Origin of the sequence: Bacillus sp. FSL R5-0593 (assembly GCF_038603755.1) — a bacterium.
GTDB classification, from domain to species: Bacteria; Bacillota; Bacilli; order Bacillales; family Bacillaceae; genus Bacillus; species Bacillus velezensis.
Window position 1 is genome coordinate 1,255,734 of the sequence record NZ_CP152011.1, and the last position, 18,244, is coordinate 1,273,977.

At 41.9% G+C, this 18,244-nt stretch carries 19 protein-coding genes and 1 pseudogene; 11 read left to right on the forward strand and 9 right to left on the reverse strand.

Annotated features, from left to right (window positions below; all coding sequences use genetic code 11):
- Positions 1-544 precede the first annotated feature (544 nt).
- The 11 genes and pseudogenes from NYE36_RS06440 (at position 545) to NYE36_RS06490 (ending at position 7,266) form a co-directional block, all read left to right on the forward strand.
- A complete protein-coding gene (locus NYE36_RS06440; RefSeq protein ID WP_064116066.1) occupies positions 545-1,093 on the forward strand; it encodes a hypothetical protein in 549 nt (182 codons plus the stop codon).
- A gap of 48 nt (positions 1,094-1,141) precedes the next feature.
- The gene (locus NYE36_RS06445; RefSeq protein WP_039251891.1) at positions 1,142-1,372 is read left to right on the forward strand and encodes a hypothetical protein; all 231 of its coding nucleotides are present in this window, start codon (positions 1,142-1,144) and stop codon (positions 1,370-1,372) included.
- A 42-nt stretch (positions 1,373-1,414) separates the two neighbouring features.
- Entirely contained in the window at positions 1,415-1,588 is a 174-nt protein-coding gene (locus NYE36_RS06450) for a hypothetical protein (protein WP_175406755.1), read from the forward strand.
- Positions 1,589-1,618: 30 nt separating this feature from the next.
- The gene (locus tag NYE36_RS06455; protein ID WP_094032356.1) at positions 1,619-2,317 is read left to right on the forward strand and encodes a hypothetical protein; all 699 of its coding nucleotides are present in this window, start codon (positions 1,619-1,621) and stop codon (positions 2,315-2,317) included.
- A 49-nt stretch (positions 2,318-2,366) separates the two neighbouring features.
- Complete coding sequence (locus NYE36_RS06460) at positions 2,367-2,741, forward strand: UPF0715 family protein (protein ID WP_094032460.1); 375 nt, start codon at positions 2,367-2,369, stop codon at positions 2,739-2,741.
- Positions 2,742-2,991: 250 nt separating this feature from the next.
- Positions 2,992-3,369 (forward strand): hypothetical protein, encoded by a 378-nt coding sequence (locus NYE36_RS06465; RefSeq protein WP_050515813.1) that lies wholly within the window; start codon positions 2,992-2,994, stop codon positions 3,367-3,369.
- Between the two features lie 237 nt (positions 3,370-3,606).
- Entirely contained in the window at positions 3,607-3,939 is a 333-nt protein-coding gene (locus NYE36_RS06470) for an HIT domain-containing protein (RefSeq protein ID WP_014417482.1), read from the forward strand.
- A gap of 111 nt (positions 3,940-4,050) precedes the next feature.
- Positions 4,051-4,520: pseudogene (locus tag NYE36_RS06475) on the forward strand (hypothetical protein).
- A 738-nt stretch (positions 4,521-5,258) separates the two neighbouring features.
- Positions 5,259-5,621: a hypothetical protein gene (locus NYE36_RS06480; protein WP_064107888.1), complete on the forward strand. Its 363-nt coding sequence runs from the start codon at positions 5,259-5,261 to the stop codon at positions 5,619-5,621.
- 322 nt (positions 5,622-5,943) lie between these two features.
- On the forward strand, positions 5,944-6,864 hold the full coding sequence (gene bla / locus NYE36_RS06485; protein ID WP_094032357.1) for a class A beta-lactamase: 921 nt from the start codon (positions 5,944-5,946) through the stop codon (positions 6,862-6,864).
- Positions 6,865-6,963: 99 nt separating this feature from the next.
- Complete coding sequence (locus NYE36_RS06490; RefSeq protein ID WP_223252784.1) at positions 6,964-7,266, forward strand: putative quinol monooxygenase; 303 nt, start codon at positions 6,964-6,966, stop codon at positions 7,264-7,266.
- Between the two features lie 99 nt (positions 7,267-7,365).
- Here the strand turns inward: NYE36_RS06490 and NYE36_RS06495 are convergent, their stop codons facing one another.
- The 9 genes from NYE36_RS06495 to lacG all read right to left on the reverse strand — a co-directional run bounded on the left by NYE36_RS06495 (position 7,366) and on the right by lacG (position 18,013).
- Complete coding sequence (locus NYE36_RS06495; RefSeq protein ID WP_241458128.1) at positions 7,366-8,778, reverse strand: MDR family MFS transporter; 1,413 nt, start codon at positions 8,776-8,778, stop codon at positions 7,366-7,368.
- A gap of 142 nt (positions 8,779-8,920) precedes the next feature.
- On the reverse strand, positions 8,921-9,394 hold the full coding sequence (locus NYE36_RS06500) for a MarR family transcriptional regulator (protein WP_012117330.1): 474 nt from the start codon (positions 9,392-9,394) through the stop codon (positions 8,921-8,923).
- A 285-nt stretch (positions 9,395-9,679) separates the two neighbouring features.
- Positions 9,680-10,792 carry a glycosyl hydrolase 53 family protein gene (locus NYE36_RS06505; RefSeq protein WP_094032359.1) on the reverse strand — a complete coding sequence of 371 codons (1,113 nt, stop codon included), beginning with the start codon at positions 10,790-10,792 and terminating at the stop codon, positions 9,680-9,682.
- 51 nt (positions 10,793-10,843) lie between these two features.
- Entirely contained in the window at positions 10,844-12,343 is a 1,500-nt protein-coding gene (gene galT / locus NYE36_RS06510) for a UDP-glucose--hexose-1-phosphate uridylyltransferase (RefSeq protein ID WP_265450957.1), read from the reverse strand.
- 1 nt (position 12,344) lies between these two features.
- A complete protein-coding gene (gene galE, locus NYE36_RS06515; protein WP_015417253.1) occupies positions 12,345-13,337 on the reverse strand; it encodes a UDP-glucose 4-epimerase GalE in 993 nt (330 codons plus the stop codon).
- Between the two features lie 3 nt (positions 13,338-13,340).
- Positions 13,341-14,510: a galactokinase gene (locus tag NYE36_RS06520; protein ID WP_033574544.1), complete on the reverse strand. Its 1,170-nt coding sequence runs from the start codon at positions 14,508-14,510 to the stop codon at positions 13,341-13,343.
- Positions 14,511-14,525: 15 nt separating this feature from the next.
- The gene (locus NYE36_RS06525; protein ID WP_061861383.1) at positions 14,526-16,223 is read right to left on the reverse strand and encodes a PTS lactose transporter subunit IIBC; all 1,698 of its coding nucleotides are present in this window, start codon (positions 16,221-16,223) and stop codon (positions 14,526-14,528) included.
- A gap of 11 nt (positions 16,224-16,234) precedes the next feature.
- A complete protein-coding gene (locus NYE36_RS06530; RefSeq protein WP_007407323.1) occupies positions 16,235-16,549 on the reverse strand; it encodes a PTS lactose/cellobiose transporter subunit IIA in 315 nt (104 codons plus the stop codon).
- A 63-nt stretch (positions 16,550-16,612) separates the two neighbouring features.
- Complete coding sequence (gene lacG / locus NYE36_RS06535) at positions 16,613-18,013, reverse strand: 6-phospho-beta-galactosidase (RefSeq protein ID WP_108725034.1); 1,401 nt, start codon at positions 18,011-18,013, stop codon at positions 16,613-16,615.
- Between the last annotated feature and the right edge of the window lie 231 nt (positions 18,014-18,244).

Here is an 18,244-nt window from a genome sequence, read left to right on the forward strand (position 1 = left end):
ACGAAATACTTTAACAAGATATTACCATGTAGGAATGAAGAAACAGAACAATGTGTGATTAAGGAGAAGAAAATGAATAATTTGACCTGAGTCTTTGTCCTTAATCTTGTGTGGTTAAGAATTTGAGAAGAGAGGCTATGGGTGAGAAACCGGAGTGCAGGGAATTACTTGGCAGTGTTCGAATTAATTGAATTGGAAAGATTAAGCGGGTTAAAAAGGTTGGAACGTATTATTAGATAATGAATTATGGTGTGTGATAGATGAAGATGTAAGATGATGGTGAGGTATTAACCGGAATTGATAGATTAACGGAAAATAATGTATAATGTACCAGGCAGCTTTGAACTCATTGAAGGTGATGAACATGAAGAAATGGAAAGTTTTTATAAGGTGAAATAATTCTGAATTAAATGAAGAGATTAAATTTGTATAAGTCTTTTTGTTCTGTCTTTATTACTGACGCCCCTTTTACTTTGCTATAATGCAACTCTAAGGCTGCAGATCGCAAATGATCGAGTGCGGTGTATGAACGGGGGCAATGATTATGGTAAACAAAATATTACGCAAAATAAATGGAGCAACAATCTTCTTTGTATTGGTTTTAGCATTTGATTTAACTGTTTTCTTAATGTCTCATGATGGTTATTACTTAAGCTTTGTAGTGGAAACAAATTATATTTTCCCTGTACTGCTTACTTTAGTCGGTTTTTTTGTGTTAGCTCGTAGATATAAAATACGGCAATTATATGTAATTTGCTTAACAATTCCAGTAGTACTTATAGTTGCATTGTTGGCGGCAACTGGTGATTCATATGGGACCATTTCTTCGCCAGCTAAAAATGTAACAGTAACCATAGAATATAGAAACGCCACCTTAGGGGAAACGAATCACTTTTACGATTTTTATGTGCATGTTCCTAGTTTATACCCTGGTTTAATGAGAAAAGTGAATAAGGACACCGTATATATTATGACCCGAAATACCGAGGGTGAAGACGACCTTGATGTGTTAGGAGTAGGTAATGCCGAATGGAAAGATAACAAAATAATTTTCCATTCAGCATATGAAAAGGCGATTGAGGTTGATTTATAGTTTTAGTCTAAATTGACGCATTTCAATGAAACAGATCGGGGGATCGCAATGAAAATTTTAAAATTTAAATTTGACGATTGGTTCTTTGAGTTACATGCAGCATTTAAAGTTAATTTGGATATCCAAACAGATTATGATATCCAGAAGGATATGCTCATGATGAGTAAAGCGATACTCAAAACAACCGGCTATACAAAGTTCTTAACCCAAGATACATATATTAGATATGAAGAAAGCAACTCAGTTTATTGTCATTATTATTTTGAAGAAACTAAGTAAATATGCATCATAAGGAACTCTCGTCTTTTTTAGGAGGAAGGTATGTCAATTTTAACAATAATTGAAATCGTGTTAGTGGCAACTGTATTAGGTTTATTTGCATGGACTTTTAAAAAAGAGAAAAATACTGATGAAGATGTATTAAATTATGCTAGATATATGATTTATTTGCTTGTAGCTGAAGTTGCATTGTATGTCGTATTTCAAATTGTTTAAGTTTATTCTAGGCAAAGAGAGATGTGAATCATGATAGATGTCTTAACTAATATCTTAAAAAATGACAGACTGGATGAATACCCATTATTTAAAAAGTTTTGCTCTCTCAAAGAAAAAGGGTTACGTAAAGAATCCCTTAATGCATTATCTTCCTTTATCGATGAAGCCAAAACGTGGGATAATCATGCACAACAGAATTTTGCTTGTTGGCTATTTGCTTTATTAGAAACATCAGATGATATTCACCATATACTTGTTCACCCTTTAGAAACGGATCTTTTAAAGCCTCTGCTTGAAGCATGGATGAAGAGTAACCCCGAAGATCCAAGACCATACAGGTGGTATGGTGTGTTTTTAAATACTGAAAATCGTGTTGATTACTTGAATAATGCACTTAGACTAGGCGGCAGTAATGAACAATTATCTTTATTAACGTTAATCGATATTCATTTGAACGCCTTGTGGTATTCATTTCATCACATATCCGAAGATTTATATCTAGGCGATATTGAAGAAGATCAAGCACTTCTTACCAAGTCCCGGCAGTTGAACAACAAGATAGAATGTCAACAAACAAGAAAAAGCAATAACGAACAGCTTAACTATTATCAAGATTTGTTGAATGACTGGTTGTTGTTTAAAGAAAAACAATCAAAGGGATTTGTTGAATGGTGTGAAAATAAGGGCAGAATCTATCCTTGGGTCAAATCTTATTATTACGAAAAATAGCAATTGCAAGCATGTTTGTTTTTTAATCGTAAGGGGGGAGATAGATTTGATGGTAGTAAGATACCTAGCTGTCCTTATTTTGTCGGCCATATGTTCTACACTGGTATATGTGATCACCCTGCATCAAGCTGAATATGTTCCTTATCTTATAATTAGCGGGATCATGTTGACATGTTATTTAATTTTTGAATTGCCATTGCAGCTTATCTTAAACCGAAAACCTAGAATGTTCAATTTTAAATATCTCTTACTATACACAGTGTTTTCATTTATTGCATGGCTAATCATGTCGGTTCTCTTTGAACCTTATAACCCATTAGGGTCTATACTAGCGAGTTATGAGATATATTTATTCAGCGTATTATTTTCTCTGATCTTTTGGCTTTGGGACTCTATTCTTGTACAAAAAGTTGTGGTTAAGTAGCTGAGCTCTAAGTAAAAACACTTTCGGAAGGGTGAGTAACTTTGAAGTGAACGGATTTAGGATGGAGAGAAAAAAGCATTGTTGTGGAAGGCTGAGGTAAATGGGCATCAATCCTGGAAGACCTTCATCAGCAGCGATTTAAGTATGTTGAATGGAAGCGGCTTGTTTAAATTCTAAACATTTATATGTTAGTACATAAATTGTAAGATTTACTTATATCAACACGGCATGATAAAGAAAAGGGTTGTTTATGTTGAACTGGAAAAGAAATGAAAAATTTATGTTTGCAGGAACTTTAATTGCAATTTTCTTGATTTTAATATTTAGCGTTATATTTATTAAAGGAGCGAGCCATACTCCCGGTAAGGATGATGTTGCTGTTTTTGGGAAATTTGCAATCAGCAGACCGCCAGTCAACTATGATCTATATAATAAAGACAATTCCAAGACGGTTTTAGAAAACGTTACGGGTTACTATGAATCATCTGACTTCCAAGTTTATGTGCAAAATAATACTGATTTTGTTGTGATTAATAAAGGAACATTATATGAGAAAAGATCGCTGAAGAAAGCTTCGAAAAACGATAGGAGAATGTTAAGCAGAATAAATAAATTTGAGGAAGAATAAAGAATTTATTAATCAGAAAAAAACACAAAATGTGATGTATTGAAATTATTTCTCAGAGGAGAAGTTTATGGATTTACTTAATTGGACTTACATTATATCTACAATCATAGGAGCTGCTGGGTTCATAAGTTTATTGTGGTTCTCTTATCTTAATAACAAAAGTGAAAAATAAAGCAGAGCATTGGGTTAATTTGTATATTGATTATGATGATCAAAGCTAAAGAGTAAGGGGGATTAATGATGACTGAAGACTTTTATTGTGACGAAGTATTAAGCGGAAAAACAAAAGTAAATAAAGTTTTAGAAACCGAGAATGTTTTGGCGTATCATCATACAAGACCTTTTTGGCCGGTGCATATTGTTGCTATTCCTAAAAAACATATCTCTTCTTTAATCACTTTGGAAGAAGACGACAATGAACTTTTACTCGAGTTGCTGGGTGTGATTAAAAAGGTTGCGGCGAAGGTGACAAAAGAAAGTGGTTCTTGCAGGGTGCTTACAAACTTAGGAGATTATCAGGATTCAAAGCATCTGCATTGGCATATAGCTTCAGGAGATCCATTGAGATAAAAGAATCCTTTTAAAGTGAAAATTATAAAATTGACCTACAGGATTTATAAAATTCCAAAGAAACTCCAAGTAGCAGTTGATTCTAAATGGCCAAAAATTGGGGATATAAAGATGAAATTGTATAATGAATTTATAAATATAGCTAAAACTCTTAATAAAGAGTTAGACATTATTCCATTATTATATGGATCTTTAGGTCTTGAGAAGGTAACTGGGTTGAACTTTTCACCAGAAGACATTGATATCCTTATTCCTGTAATATTTTTAGAGGAAAAGTGGGAAAAGCTAAAAAAAAGTATGGAACTGCAAGGATATAAATTGGTTGATTTACATGAGCATGAATTTAGGAAAACGAATACTAAAATAGGCATTGCTTGCATTGAGGATTTAAAACCATTTGCAGACGTAGACTATAATAACCTAGGGGTTTTTGAAGATGACGGAGCCAAATATCATTTGCTGACTATTGATGATTACCTCAAGGTTTATAATAAGTCTTTATTAGATGGTATAGAAGAACAAAGAAGAGTAATAAAGATCAAAGTAAAATTAACATATTGAATAAACTAATACAGTATTAATTAAATATTTGTACATTATCATGGCGGCAAAATCATAAAACACTTTACTGCTCAACACCTCATCACTCCATTTTTGCATAATCTTCGTTTATTTCAGTTGTTATCCTTATACATGCTTAAAATATTCCAATCTAGAGAAAGTATATCTGTAGACGGTATGGGAATGCAGACATTTGGATTCAAAAAAGAAATATCGGCCGTATACTCAATAACCCCCTTACCATTAACTGTGAGGGGGTCTATTTTTATTTATCTTATTAATTTGGAAAATGCGTTGACTTACAATCCATATTCAAAAAGATCAATTGCTTTTAGATTCACCGTTCTTTTTGCTCCTGACAATCTTTTTGTCGACTAAATCACTTTGTTTCAGTTGAATTGGTTGTTAGAACATCATGTGATGCGCCTCCTTTAAAAAGCATACACACATATGAAAGGGCTGAAAATTACCCGTATGAATTGGGATACGGCGGTCCACATGGCTTTTCGCATGGAGCCAACATGCGGCAACTGGTCAACAGCTTTAGAAACTTCATCCTAACAGGGAAATGCGGCGAGCATTGGGAATATAAAGAAATATAGGCTTTACAGCTATGCAGGATGTATGAATATCCGTCAGCCGGCGAAGGAAAGACAATCTCCATGTGTCGTGACAGTTCGGATGCGGGTGAATGGAACTTCCCATTCATCCGCTGTTATGTCAGGGGACGAAAAGACTTTTTTTGAGGAGGAAGCGGAATGATTAAATTTACACGGCCATCGCCTATGAAGAAAACATGCACGATGCACCCGGAAAAGGAATCTGTCAGATCGGTTTCGTTTACTGATTTTAACGGCAATTCTGTAACAGTAACCCTTTGTCAAATGTGTCTGGCTGAATTAAAAATGAAAGCCGCGACTGAATACAGGAGCATGACAGAGGAGCGGGCTAAACTGAATCGTTTCAAGATTGGTGATCATGTGTATTTAGAGCATTTGGGAGTCGTCAGCGAGATAAAAAACATGGAAGGCGTTCAAGTGGCAAACAGGACAGACACAGACGGAGTCCGGAAGGCTACCCCTAAGGAAATCGCAGAATACAAAAAGCAGGAGAAGCAATAACAAGGAAATTCTATCAGCGGTATTACTTACGGGAGCGGCGGCCGTTGCGCCGCCTGCTTCCGCTGCATGGTCCAGATGGCAAAATGAATCCGGGTAGAGCGGCCGTGGCTCAAGCAAGAAATCAAACGCTGTATCACATGGGTTCTTCGCGAAATATCTGCCGGAAGAAACGCTATCCATTGAAGAGTCAGGGGTGTTTTAATTAAATTTTCAGCTGATTTCCTAACTGTCACGGAAAACATCACACAGGAATTATATTGACTTTCATCCTGTTTGTAATGTTAATTAGAAGATGTATACAAAATCATTATAATGAGGAGGTCTGGATGTGAAAAATAAAGCGAGAATACAATTTGGAATATGCATTGGACTCTTATGTTTAAGCTTTACCGGTTTCAATCCTTTATTTGGCTCAGCGCATGCTGAAGCGAAATCTATAGAGGACGCAAAAATGACAAGCTGTATAACGAATCAGAAATTTGTTCAGCTTGAGAAAAAATTTGATGCCAGGCTCGGCGTTTATGCGATTGATACAGGTTCAAACAAGACAATCGCCTATCGGCCGAATGAACGGTTTGCTTACGCATCAACCTATAAAGTTCTGGCTGCAGCTGCTGTTCTGAAGAAAAGCTCAAATGAAAAACTTAATGCCATCATCCGCTACAGCAAAGACGATTTGGTTACATATTCTCCAATCACAGAAAAACACATGGATACAGGCATGAGCCTGAAAGAAATCTCAGAAGCCGCTGTCCGTTACAGCGATAATACCGCCGGGAACCTATTGCTGCAGCAGCTTGGCGGTCCCAAAGGTTTTGAAAAATCATTGAAACAGATCGGGGATCATGTAACGAAAGCTGATCGATTCGAGACGGATCTAAACTCTGCGATTCCCGGGGATCGTCGTGACACAAGCACCGCAAAAGCACTGGCAACTGACCTTAAGACTTTCGCTTTGGGTAACACTCTCACGGCTGACAAGCGCACGATTTTAACAGATTGGATGCGGGGCAACGCTACCGGCGACGAACTGATTCGGGCAGGCGCTCCTGCAGGATGGGAAGTCGGCGATAAATCCGGAGCCGGAAGCTACGGCACACGAAACGACATTGCGATCGTTTGGCCGCCTGACAGAGCCCCAATTGTTTTGGCAATCCTGTCAAACCGGTTTACGGAAGATGCCAATTATAATAATGCTCTTATCGCTGAGGCTGCAAAAGTCGCTCTTAATGCTCTTAAATAAACATTGCCGTTCATTTTTATGGACGGTTTTTTATATGTTGAGAATGCGGTAGGCCGGTTTCGTTTTTCGATAAATGTTATAATGTAAAGCCATAAAAAGATGGGAAGAGGGGGAATTTCGATGCATTACATAACGGCATGCTTAAAAATCATCAGTGATAAAGACCTTAATGAAATAATGAAAGAGTTCAAAAAACTTGAGGAAGAAACGAACAAAGAAGAAGGCTGTATTCAGTTCCATGCTTATCCGCTTGAACCATCAGAACGCAAAATCATGCTTTGGGAGATTTGGGAAAACGAAGAAGCTGTTAAAGTCCATTTTACGAAAAAACATACAAAAGACGTTCAAAAACAAGAATTAACGGAAGTAGAATGGTTAATGAAAAGCAATGTGAATGAGTAAAAGGCTTTGTCTGTTGTTGGCTGACTTTGCCGGCAACCATCATCAGTTTCATTCATTAAAACCCTTGCTGCGCAAGGGTTTTTTACTTTAAAAAGTTCTTTATATGGCAGTCTTTTTATGGGTAAGGAACAGACTTGGAATGAAGATGGCCGCAAGGATGATGACGGATACTAAGAATCCGGCATGGTAGCCTTTTAAACTGTTCGGAATCGTCGGCTGCAATTCTTGTATGACAGTTGCGGTAACGGTTGCGATCACAGCTGACCCAAAGCTGGAACCGAGGTTTTCAATCATATGAATACCGACACCTGCTTCCGGAAGCTGTTTGCTGTCAAGACCTGTATAAGCGTCACTCATTAATGGGAGCATAATTCCTCCAAAACTGGTGCCGCGGATAAATAATACGACGGAAATCCAAATCATACTTGTGTTATCGGTGATAAAAATAAGCGGGATAGATCCGATCAGCGAAAGAACAAGACTGACCGTAACCACGTATTTCGCACCGATCTTATCAATCATTTTTCCGATCAGCGGACGAGTCACGAGCATTCCGACTCCTTGAGGGATTAAAGCGAGTGCTGCTCCGGCTGCCGTGAACTGACGAATGTTTTGAAAAAACAGCGGAAGTATTAACATCGGCCCCATGATGGCAACATTCGCTAAGAACAACCCGATCGAAGATGCCAAGAAGCTCTTGTTTGCAAACAAATTCATAGGCAGCACGGTTTGGTTTTTCTTGATCTGATTATATACAAGATAAATAGCTGCTGAAACAAGACCGATGCCTGTCCATAAAATGGTGTCGCTATTGTTAAATGATGCATGATCCGCCGCTTTTGTAATACCGTACATCAATGCCGCGCTCATTAATGACAAATTGATAATCCCGAAAATATCGAGTTTACGATCTTTGTTGAATGGTTCAAAGTCTGGAATGGTTTTCATCATAAGCGGTGCAGCAATCAAAACGATGAACACGTTGATGTAAAAAATCCAATGCCATGAAGCGCCTTGGACGATGAAACCCCCAATGACAGGTCCTAAGATCGGGCCGAAGATCATAGGGGTGCTGACGATTGCCATCACTTTTCCCAGGTTTTCCGGACCTGCCGTTTTAACCAAGAGTGTTGACATAAGCGGAGTGATAATGCCGGCGCTGAATCCTTGAAGCAAACGGAAGAAGATGAAGCTGGAAACGTCACGGCTCATTCCCGCAAAAACAGAAATGACACCAAAGGCGATGACTGAGCCGATGAAGATTTTCTTACCGTTATATTTATTCATAAGCCAGCCGGATACGGGTACTGCAATCGCAAGTGCTAACATATAGCCTGTAACGGACCACTGAATGATATCCAATGTTGTGTTGAAGTCTTTGGTCAGTTTGCCGATGGCGATGTTTACCATCGTAGAGTCAAGCATTGGAGCGATTGCTCCCAGTGCAATAGCCCAGGCGGCTGTGAGAACTTCTTTTGGAAGCCGAAGTACCTTTCTTTTATGTGTTGACATAGTATTCTCCTCTCAAAATTGCTGTCTTTGTTTCCTTGTCAACAAAATAATAGAGTGGTTTTGTTTCTTTGTCAACAATAAGAGGGATATAAAAAGGCAGCCCGTTTTCATGGAGCAGGGCTGCCTATGGTTTTATTCATATTTATTCCGATTTCAAGTCTGCACCAAGTTTCTTTATTTCTGAATCCAAATGCCTGCTGTATGTTTCCACGAAGTTCAGCATCGTGTCAAATTGTTCATCAGTTACTTGTTCAAACACGATTTTGTCCCGTTCTTGAAACTCTTTGTGCAATTCCTCGTGAATTTTATAAATGACTTTTCCTTGTTCGGTAAGCCTGAAATAGATTTCTTTCTTGTTAAGCGGCTTCTGATAGCTTTCGATAAGGCCTTTATTGATAAGCTTCTTCGTTAATTTACTTATGGCGCCTCTTGTCATATAAAGGGACTCCGCAAGTTTTGTCACATTGGCGTCTTCAATTTTTTCGATGAATTCGATGCAATGCACTTCAGAAGGTTTATGCCCCTTAAGGCTTTCTTCCATCTTCAGCCTATTCAGCCACACCATCTTGTTAAAAAAGTCCCTGAAATCCGTGAGGAGCTGTTCTTTTTTGTCCATGGCCCGTCCTCCTGCTCGGTGGTGCTTACACAATATTATAAAATGTTTGTTTCTTTTTCAACAATCGTAAAGTTATGATTTAGGAACTGAGAGATAGTGCGCAGAAATAAGAAGGAGGGGGAACAGAAGAAGTATTCTATTTAAAAAGCGGCTTTTTAACCGAAACGCGGGTTTTCGGGTATTTTTCTTTCCGTATTCGTTACTTGCTCTGTTTCATAACAGGCCAACACTACAGCCTTATAAAAAAGCAGGCTGCACAATGAGCCTGCTTGAGATTCGCATCAATCATTTTCCTGTTGCGGCATCATGAAAAGCGTCGATTGCGGTTGTGTATTTCAAGACGTTTTTAGACACTTTGGCGGTTGCGCCTAATGGATACGCGTCTGACAGAACGCTGGAGTGAGCTTCGGGTTCCCAGTAAAATACGCCGATTCCTTTGCCGTTCGGAACGGCTTTCACCAGTTTTATGGTGTCTTTTATGGTCCAGTAGGAATCTTTCGGATTATTTTCATCTCCGCCCAGTTCAACCACCATGACTTCCTTGTTGTAGCGTGAGGCGATGTCATTCAAATTAGATGATAAATGGCTGGTGAGCTCCCAGTACGGCTTGCCTTCCCAATAGGGATAGAACGAAACGCCGATGATGTCGGTTTTTCCTCCGTTTTTAAAGAATTGATCAAACCACCATCTGAATAGGCTGTTGTCCGTGCCGTGTGCCAAATGGCTGATGACCTTGGTGGCCGGGCTGACGGATTTCACGGCGTCATAGCCTTTGTTCAGTAAGCCGGTCAATTTGCTGAAATCGTTCGTGCTGCCGTCGGGCAGTAAAATTCCTGAATTCATTTCATTTCCTACTTGCACCCAATCAGGGGAGATGCCGTGATTTTTAAGTTCTTTCATGACATCGTACGTATGGTTATACACGGCTGCCTGCAGCTGGCTGTTTGAATAGCCGTTCCATTGGTTCGGCTTGATCTGGTGGCCTGGATCAGCGAACACATCACTGTAATGGAAGTCAACCATTACCTTCATTCCTAACGCTTTTGCCCTTTTTGCCGCCGCAAGTACGCCCGCTTTGTCACTATAGCCGAGCATGGTCCATGTTGTCCCGTCTTTCAGCCAATAATAGCTGCTTGGCGGATTCACAAACACTCTCAGTCTCACGGCATTTATTCCGTGATCTTTAAGAATCTGCAAGGCATCTTTCTGTTTTCCGCCGTCATCCAGCCAGCGCACACCTTCGTCCTCCATTTGTTTCAGCCATCCTATATCAGCGCCATAGGCAAACGGGGCATCCGCTTTTGCTTTAGGAAACTTCTCAAAGAATGTAAAAGCAGTGAAAATGAGAGAAAGACAGATTGCGTTTATAAATACACGTTTCAATCGGTTTTTGAACATCACAATACCTCCTGATAAAAAAGATTGTTGATTGATTTCACTCTGAATGTTTCAGCTGCCATTCTCCAATAACGTCGTGAAACGCTGAAACGCCTGAATTCCTTCGGGTGTCATTTTAAAAATGCCTGCATCGGTCAGCGCGCGTAAAAATACATTCGCGGTTTCTTTTTGTAAAACAGCGGCTGCATTCTCCGGTGTCACGTCTTTATCCGCTTTGATGTTTTCAGCCCACGGAAGATGAATATCTTTGATGTCATGAGGTTCATTCAGTAAATACTTTTTCACTTCTGCCAGCTCATCTTTCAGGCGGGGAGGTAAAACGGCGAGTCCCATCACTTCAATCAGACCGATATTTTCTTTTTTGATGTGATGGACATCTTGATGCGGGTGAAAAATGCCATCCGGATAATCTTCGGAGGTGCGGTTGTTTCTGAGAGCGAGATCGATTTCAAAATCCGTTCCCCTGCGTCTGGCAATCGGGGTGACGGTATTATGGGGTTCATTTGTCTTTGCGATGATGCTGACGGTTTCGTCTGAATATTCCCGCCACTTTTCAAAAACATAGGCAGCGGCATCTGTCAGCAAATCCGGATCTTTTGCGCGAAGGCGGATCACTGATACCGGCCACTTCACGGCTTCGGCCTGAACGTCTGGAAAATGACGCATATGAAAAGGGTAGAGGGAACCCGCTTTTGCCATCGGAAACTCATGGGCGCCGCCTTGATAATGATCGTGAGAAAGAATGGAGCCTCCTACGATCGGCAAGTCTGCGTTTGATCCCGCGAAATAATGCGGGAAGATTTCCGTAATGGCCAGAAGCCTTTTGAAGCTGTCACGGCTGATGTTCATCGGCTTGTGCACGCTTGATAGAAAGATGGCATGCTCGCTGTAATACGCATAAGGAGAATATTGAAACCCCCACTGTTCTCCCGCTAAGTCAAGCCTGATGATGCGGTGATTTGAACGGGCGGGGTGATGCGGTGTTCCGGCATACCCCTCGTTTTCCATACAGAGCAGACATGTCGGATACCGGTTTTCCGGACTGTTTTTTACCGCGGCGATGTCTTTAGGGTCTTTTTCCGGTTTTGATAAATTAATGGTGATGTCCAATTCCCCAAAAGGTGTTATTGAGCGGTACACGATGTTTTTTCGAATGGCCCGCGTCTTAATATAGTCGTTGTTTTGGCTCAGTCTATAAAAATAATCTGTTGCTTTTTTCGGGCAATCTGATAACAATTCGCTGAACGCGGCATTGATGAGAGAAGGGGCCGGTGTGATCACGTCCATGATCCTGCTTCCCAGCATGTCTCTTTCAGCCGGCGTATCGTTAATGATTGCCCGTTTTACCGCGTCTTTCACCATTTCGTCCAAATAGTGAAGCCTGTTTTGTTTCTTGATATGTTTCGGTTCTGCATAATCCGGCAGTCCGAGCAGATCGAGAAGTCTGTTTCTTGTATAAATCACATCTGTTTCATTTATGTCGCCTAAGACAGTGCTTTCTTTCAGAAACCCTGCCACTGATTCAAAAACTTCAATGACCGCCGCCTCCATTTCATTTGTCCTTGTATCCGTTTGGATGTTGCCGATGCCAATTCCATGCTGACGCAATGATTTCCGATATGTCCGTTTGTTTCGGATTCCAGCCCAGAATGTTCCGCGCTTTATCGCTGGAAGCGATGAGGGTGCTTGGATCACCGGGTCTTCTTGCGGCCGCTCTTACTTTTATGTCTCTTTCGGTCACTTGCCGGGCCGCTTCCGCCATTTCTGATACGGAAAACCCGCTGCTTGATCCTAAATTGAAAATGCCGCTGTCTCCGCCGTTTTGCAAATATTCCAGAGCGAGAATATGGGCATCGATTAAATCGGAAACATGGACATAATCGCGGATGCACGTGCCGTCTTTTGTATCATAGTCAGTGCCGAATATCAAAACCTCCTCGCGCTGACCGAGCGCGGTTTGTAAAAGGATAGGGATAAGGTGGGTTTCCGGATGATGATCTTCTCCGATGGAACCGTCCGTTTTCGCGCCGGCAACGTTAAAATACCGAAGCGAGACATATTTTATGCCGCAGGCAGTTTCACACCACTTCAGCATTTTTTCTGTCATGAGTTTTGATTCGCCGTATGCGCTTTCCGGCTTTTCCGGCATGTCTTCTGTGATGGGCACTTTTTCAGGTTCGCCATATACAGCGGCGGATGAAGAAAACACAATGTGTTTCACCCCGAATTCCTGCATGACCTCCAGCGTAATTTGCGTACCGTACACATTATTATTGAAATATGAAAGAGGGTCTTTCATTGATTCGCCGACAAGGGATTGAGCGGCAAAATGGAGAACGCCTGTTACGTTCTCCTTCGCAAACACAGAGCGAAGAAACGGTTTGTCACGGATATCTCCATGGTAAAAAACTGCTTTTTCATGAACAGCTTTCTGGTGGCCTGTCTGCAGATGATCCACAACTATCGTTTTAAATCCTTTGTTTAATAATTGATCAACCGCATGAGAACCGATATAGCCGGCTCCGCCGAGAACGAGAATCGCCATGATTTATTTTTCCCTCCATTCAGCCGCGCCATCGCTTATATCCGCGATGTAGAAAGAAGCTTCAAGACCTGTCCTGCTGCGGTAGTGAGATGAAACGGCCCGGATAAAGCCGGCGGTTTCTTCATTTTCCACAATGGCTATGGCGCAGCCGCCGAACCCCGCGCCCGTCATCCGCGCTCCGAGTGCTCCTTCTTTCCAGGCTGCTTCAGCGAGTGCGTCTAATTCGTCACCGGTCACTTCATAATCATCGCGTAACGAACGGTGGGACGCATTCATCAGCTCGCCGAACGTTTTCAAATCATTCGATTTGAGAGCCTCCGCGGCTGAGAGGGTCCGCTCGTTTTCATTGACCGCGTGCCGGGCTCTTTTACGCAAAGTTTCACAGGAGAGAAGGGATTCGAGTTCGTTGAATTCTTCTGCCGTCAATTCCGCAAGTGATGCGATATTCCGATATTGCCGCAGTTCCGAGAGAGCTGCGTCGCATTCGCTGCGGCGTTCATTATATTTTGAAGCGGCCAGCTCCCGGCGCTTGTTCGTATTCATAATGACGATTTTATATCCGTTAAAAGCAGCCGGAATCATTTCGTGCTCAAGCTTATCGCAGTTTAACAGAATGGCCATGTTCTTTTTGCCTTTTTGCACTGCGAATTGATCCATAATGCCTGAATTCACGCCGATAAATTCATTTTCGACTCTTTTTCCGATAAGCGCCAGTTCAGTATCGGAAACATCCAGGCTGAATAACTTTCTTAAAATGGAACCTGTTAACATTTCAATGGAAGCGGAGGAGCTTAAACCGGCTCCGTTTGGAATCGTACCGTGAAAAAGAATATCCATTCCGCTGTCTATTTGGCCGCCGGCTTTAAGAAGGTAATGGATCATCCCCTTCGGATAATTGGCCCAGCCGTCTTCTTTTTTGTATGCTGTGGCGGAAAGATCAAGGCAGACAATGCCGCTGTCAGGAAAGTTTTCTGAGTATAACCGGATCTGGTGATCTCCGCGTTTTGCGCATACGGCATAAGTTCCGATCGTGATCGCGCAGGGAAGAACGTGGCCGCCTATATAATCCGTATGTTCCCCGATCAGGTTGATTCGGCCGGGTGCGAAAAACAGTTCTCCGTTACTTCTCTTGAAAATGTCTTCGAATCTTGATTTTAAAAGTTTGGCATCCATGATAAACCCCCGATTCTATTTTGAGGTATGCTCCAGTATGAACTGAATGGCTTTTTGTGAATTTCTGGTGAGGCTGATATATTCTGCTCCTTTCGTTGCGATGAGTTTCACTTGCAGGCGGTCCGCATCTTCTTTAATGTCATCATAATAAGAGCCGACTTGCGGAGCTAAAATGATCATATCGAAGTCTTTCATGATGTCGTAATGGGATCCGTAGGCGCCTGCTGAGGCGGTAATCGGCACGTTGTATTCTTCGGCTCCTTCTGTCAGTGCGTTCGCAAGCATGGCGCTCGTTCCCGCTCCGGCGCACAGCACTAACACATTGGTGCCGTGTTCCAAGGCGGATGAGGATTCCTGAAGATTTGTGCTGATGACGGAGGCCGCGTCTTCTGAGGCGCCGGCCATGGCGGGCTGTAATGTTTGCGGCGCGGTTTCAGGCTCGGTGTGTTGGGCTTCTTTCGCCGCTAATACTTTGTCATAAGCTTTGCAGAATGGCAGGTATATCAGGAAATCGACAATGATTAATACAGCCGTCAGCACAAAAGCCGAGAGCCCCATGCCGGTTCCGAGAATCAAGCCGGCGGGCGCCGGGGTGGCCCACGGAAGAACATACATAAAACTGTTCATTCCGATGACATCCACGAAAAATTTAAACAGACAGACATTCACCATCGGCGTTACAACAAACGGAATGAAAAAATAAGGATTTAAAATGATCGGCGCAGCAAAGAGCAGAGGTTCGTTTACTGCGAAAGACACCGGAACCGCGGATGCTTTTCCGACTGCTTTCAATTGCTTGGATTTCGCGAAAAGAAGAAAGATAAACGGAACCACAAGGGTTGCGCCGGTTCCTCCCATTGTGCCGACGAAGTTCCCGAGTCCGACGGTCAGCACGTTGGACGCCTGCTCGCCGGCATTATGGAGCTGAAGGTTCGCCTCCACATTTGCGTAAATAATAGCTGCGATGGCCGGCTCCACAATAGAAGGCCCGTGAACGCCGACAAACCAGAACAGCGCCATCATTCCCCAAATGACACAAATCCCGAAATAACCGTCTGCGGCGGTAAAAAACGGCGATAAGAGAGAGGAGAGAGCCTCTGCAAAAGATACGTTCAGCATGTTCCTGATCAATAAATCAACGATCACCATGGCCAAAACGGAAAAAGCGAACGGAAAAACATCTTTAAATGTTTGTGAAATGGTACCCGGTACTTCTTTAGGCATTTTAATCGTAATATTTTTCAGCACGCAGAATCTGTAAACGTTCACTGTTATGAAAGCGGATACAAAAGCGGCTAAAAGACCTTTTGTGCCGAGGTATTCCGTGGAGAATCCGCCATCGATTTGAGTGACGCTTAAAATGAGAAACCCGACGACTGAAGCAAGCATCGCTGAAACGGGGTTGATCCCTTTGTTTTTCGGCATTTTTCGGTTCATTGATTCACTCAGGCATTTCGCACTTGTTGCCGCAACGATCAGACCGAGGGCGCCCATTGAATAGTTATAAACTTTCCAAAGCCATTCAGAAACACTTTTAGGCCAAGTGAAACCCAACACTTCCGGCACAGCGGCGGTGAGGATGAAAATGCTGGCGAATAAAATAACAGGCATGGCCGTTAAGAAGCCGTCGCGGATCGCGCCTAAATAAATGTTTCTTGAGATTTTTTCAAAAAACGGTTTTCCCTTTTCGATTTGCTTGATGATACCGTTCATTTTTCCACTCCTTATCGGCGGCTTCGGTAGAGTTCTATAAAATCCTGAATAAGATCACGGAGCAAAAGGGTTGTCATCAAGTGGTCCTGACCGTGAACGAAAATAAATCCTAATTCCATGTCCTTGCCGTCAGCTTCTTCAGCTAACATTTTCGTTTGCGCATTGTGGGCGAGGGTTAAATTTTCATCGGCGCTTTTCAATGCTGCTTCCGTGTTTTCGAAGTTTCCGGCACGGACTTCTTTCAGGACTTTCAATAAAGTGCTTCTGGCGTCGCCGGCATAGGCGACGATTTCAAAACCGAGCATCTGCAATTCTTCCTTTGTCATGAAAAAAACCTCCTAAAGACGGCACACATGATGAAAAGAGACTCTTTTCACCATGTATGATCGTTAAATGATTGTTTTTGTTTCACTTACAAGTTTGTACCAGTAGGCCGATTCTTTCGGATACCGTTTTTGGGTGTCAAAGTCGACGTAAAAAAGACCGTAACGTTTGTTGTAGCCGTTGGTCCATGAAAATAAATCCATTAAGGACCATAAGAAGTACCCCTTTACATTGACTCCGTCGGTAATCGCTTTACTGACGGCTTCTAAATAGACTTTTAAATAGTCGATTCTTGCCTTATCCATAATGATGCCGTCTTCAAACTCATCTTTATAGCCCATGCCGTTTTCGGTAATGTACATTTTGTTATATTGCGGATAGTCCCGTTTGATGCGCATCAGCATGTCATACATGCCTTCAGGATAAATAAGCCAGTCCCAATCAGTCCGCTTCAGGCCTTCTTTGTAAATTCTTTCGCCGATTCCTTTTACTTTATAGACCGAAGTGCCCTTATCGCCCGTTCCGTTATGGTGAATAACGGTTTCTCCGTCGTACGCTTTGACGAAATGGCATTGATAATGATTGATGCCGAGATAATCATTGCGCGTTGAAGCTTTTTTCATCACGTCAAAGTCATTGTCTGAAAACTCGTATGAAGCGCCGTTTGCCTCACAGATTTCATCCAGAGCCCGCATGGTTTCCTCAGAATAATAACCGAGGTAGGTGGCGTCGAGGAGAAATCTCACTGATAACGCGTCATCCAGAAAACAGGCATGGCGGTCTTCTGCTGTGTCGCTGGCGGGATATTTTGTTTCCAATGAGTGGACGACACCGATTTCTCCCGGATAGCCGCCGTCTTTAAAAAGATTGACGGTCATCGCATGCGCTACCATCATGTGATGGAGGCATTGAATGACTTTTGTGATATCACTTTTAACAGATGGCGGGAAAACCCCGAGTAAATACTGGTTGGTGGCTGTGGGATAAATTTCGTTAAACGTGCTCCAATATCGGATTTCGCTGAATTCTTTAAAGCAAAACTCCGCATAGCTGACGAACGCTTCTATTGCAGCGCGGTTGAGGAAATCTCCCTGGTCAAATAATCCTTTCGGTGTATCGAAATGATGCAGCGTGACAAAAGGGGTGACGTTGCGTTTATGGCACTCTGAGAAAATACGATGATAGTAATCAACACCTTCCTGATTGATTTTGCCCGTGCCGTCAGGGAAAATTCTCGTCCAGGCTATAGAAAGGCGGATGCCGTTTATTCCGAATTTTTCACATAGTTTAATATCTTCGGGAAACTGGCGGTAAAAATCACTTGCCGGATCAGGGCTGAATCTTCCCTGTTTTTCAAGAAATTCATCCCAGGCCACAGGCCCTTTGCCGCCTTCTTTTGTGGCGCCTTCCGCTTGATATGCCGCAGTCGCCCCGCCGAAAATAAAGTCATGAGGTAATTTGAGCATTACTGAATCCTCCTTCGCCAATGTGTGAATTGAAGTTTGTTAATGTTTGTAATTGTTATCTTTTGTTTAATAGTAAACGCATACATTTTTGTTGTCAATATCTTCATAAAGAAATAACATCTGTTTTCATAGGGTTTATATAAGTTTTTCATTGTTTTATATGTTGATTGTGTTGTTTGTTAGTGTTTGTTTTTGTTGACCGGATTGCCGCAGTATGTTAGATTGTGTGTA

What these genes read in the sequence shown, in the direction of transcription:
- NYE36_RS06450 (WP_175406755.1), top strand. Translation starts at nt 1,415, where the DNA reads ATGTCAATTTTAACAATAATTGAAATCGTGTTAGTGGCAACTGTATTA.
- NYE36_RS06505 (WP_094032359.1), bottom strand. Translation starts at nt 10,792, where the DNA reads ATGTTCAAAAACCGATTGAAACGTGTATTTATAAACGCAATCTGTCTT.
- NYE36_RS06525 (WP_061861383.1), bottom strand. Translation starts at nt 16,223, where the DNA reads ATGAACGGTATCATCAAGCAAATCGAAAAGGGAAAACCGTTTTTTGAA.
- NYE36_RS06440 (WP_064116066.1), top strand. Translation starts at nt 545, where the DNA reads ATGGTAAACAAAATATTACGCAAAATAAATGGAGCAACAATCTTCTTT.
- NYE36_RS06490 (WP_223252784.1), top strand. Translation starts at nt 6,964, where the DNA reads ATGGGAAGAGGGGGAATTTCGATGCATTACATAACGGCATGCTTAAAA.
- NYE36_RS06500 (WP_012117330.1), bottom strand. Translation starts at nt 9,394, where the DNA reads ATGGACAAAAAAGAACAGCTCCTCACGGATTTCAGGGACTTTTTTAAC.
- NYE36_RS06445 (WP_039251891.1), top strand. Translation starts at nt 1,142, where the DNA reads ATGAAAATTTTAAAATTTAAATTTGACGATTGGTTCTTTGAGTTACAT.
- lacG (WP_108725034.1), bottom strand. Translation starts at nt 18,013, where the DNA reads ATGCTCAAATTACCTCATGACTTTATTTTCGGCGGGGCGACTGCGGCA.
- NYE36_RS06460 (WP_094032460.1), top strand. Translation starts at nt 2,367, where the DNA reads ATGGTAGTAAGATACCTAGCTGTCCTTATTTTGTCGGCCATATGTTCT.
- galT (WP_265450957.1), bottom strand. Translation starts at nt 12,343, where the DNA reads ATGGAGGCGGCGGTCATTGAAGTTTTTGAATCAGTGGCAGGGTTTCTG.
- NYE36_RS06455 (WP_094032356.1), top strand. Translation starts at nt 1,619, where the DNA reads ATGATAGATGTCTTAACTAATATCTTAAAAAATGACAGACTGGATGAA.
- NYE36_RS06465 (WP_050515813.1), top strand. Translation starts at nt 2,992, where the DNA reads ATGTTGAACTGGAAAAGAAATGAAAAATTTATGTTTGCAGGAACTTTA.
- NYE36_RS06495 (WP_241458128.1), bottom strand. Translation starts at nt 8,778, where the DNA reads ATGTCAACACATAAAAGAAAGGTACTTCGGCTTCCAAAAGAAGTTCTC.
- NYE36_RS06480 (WP_064107888.1), top strand. Translation starts at nt 5,259, where the DNA reads ATGATTAAATTTACACGGCCATCGCCTATGAAGAAAACATGCACGATG.
- NYE36_RS06470 (WP_014417482.1), top strand. Translation starts at nt 3,607, where the DNA reads ATGATGACTGAAGACTTTTATTGTGACGAAGTATTAAGCGGAAAAACA.
- NYE36_RS06520 (WP_033574544.1), bottom strand. Translation starts at nt 14,510, where the DNA reads ATGGATGCCAAACTTTTAAAATCAAGATTCGAAGACATTTTCAAGAGA.
- NYE36_RS06530 (WP_007407323.1), bottom strand. Translation starts at nt 16,549, where the DNA reads ATGACAAAGGAAGAATTGCAGATGCTCGGTTTTGAAATCGTCGCCTAT.
- galE (WP_015417253.1), bottom strand. Translation starts at nt 13,337, where the DNA reads ATGGCGATTCTCGTTCTCGGCGGAGCCGGCTATATCGGTTCTCATGCG.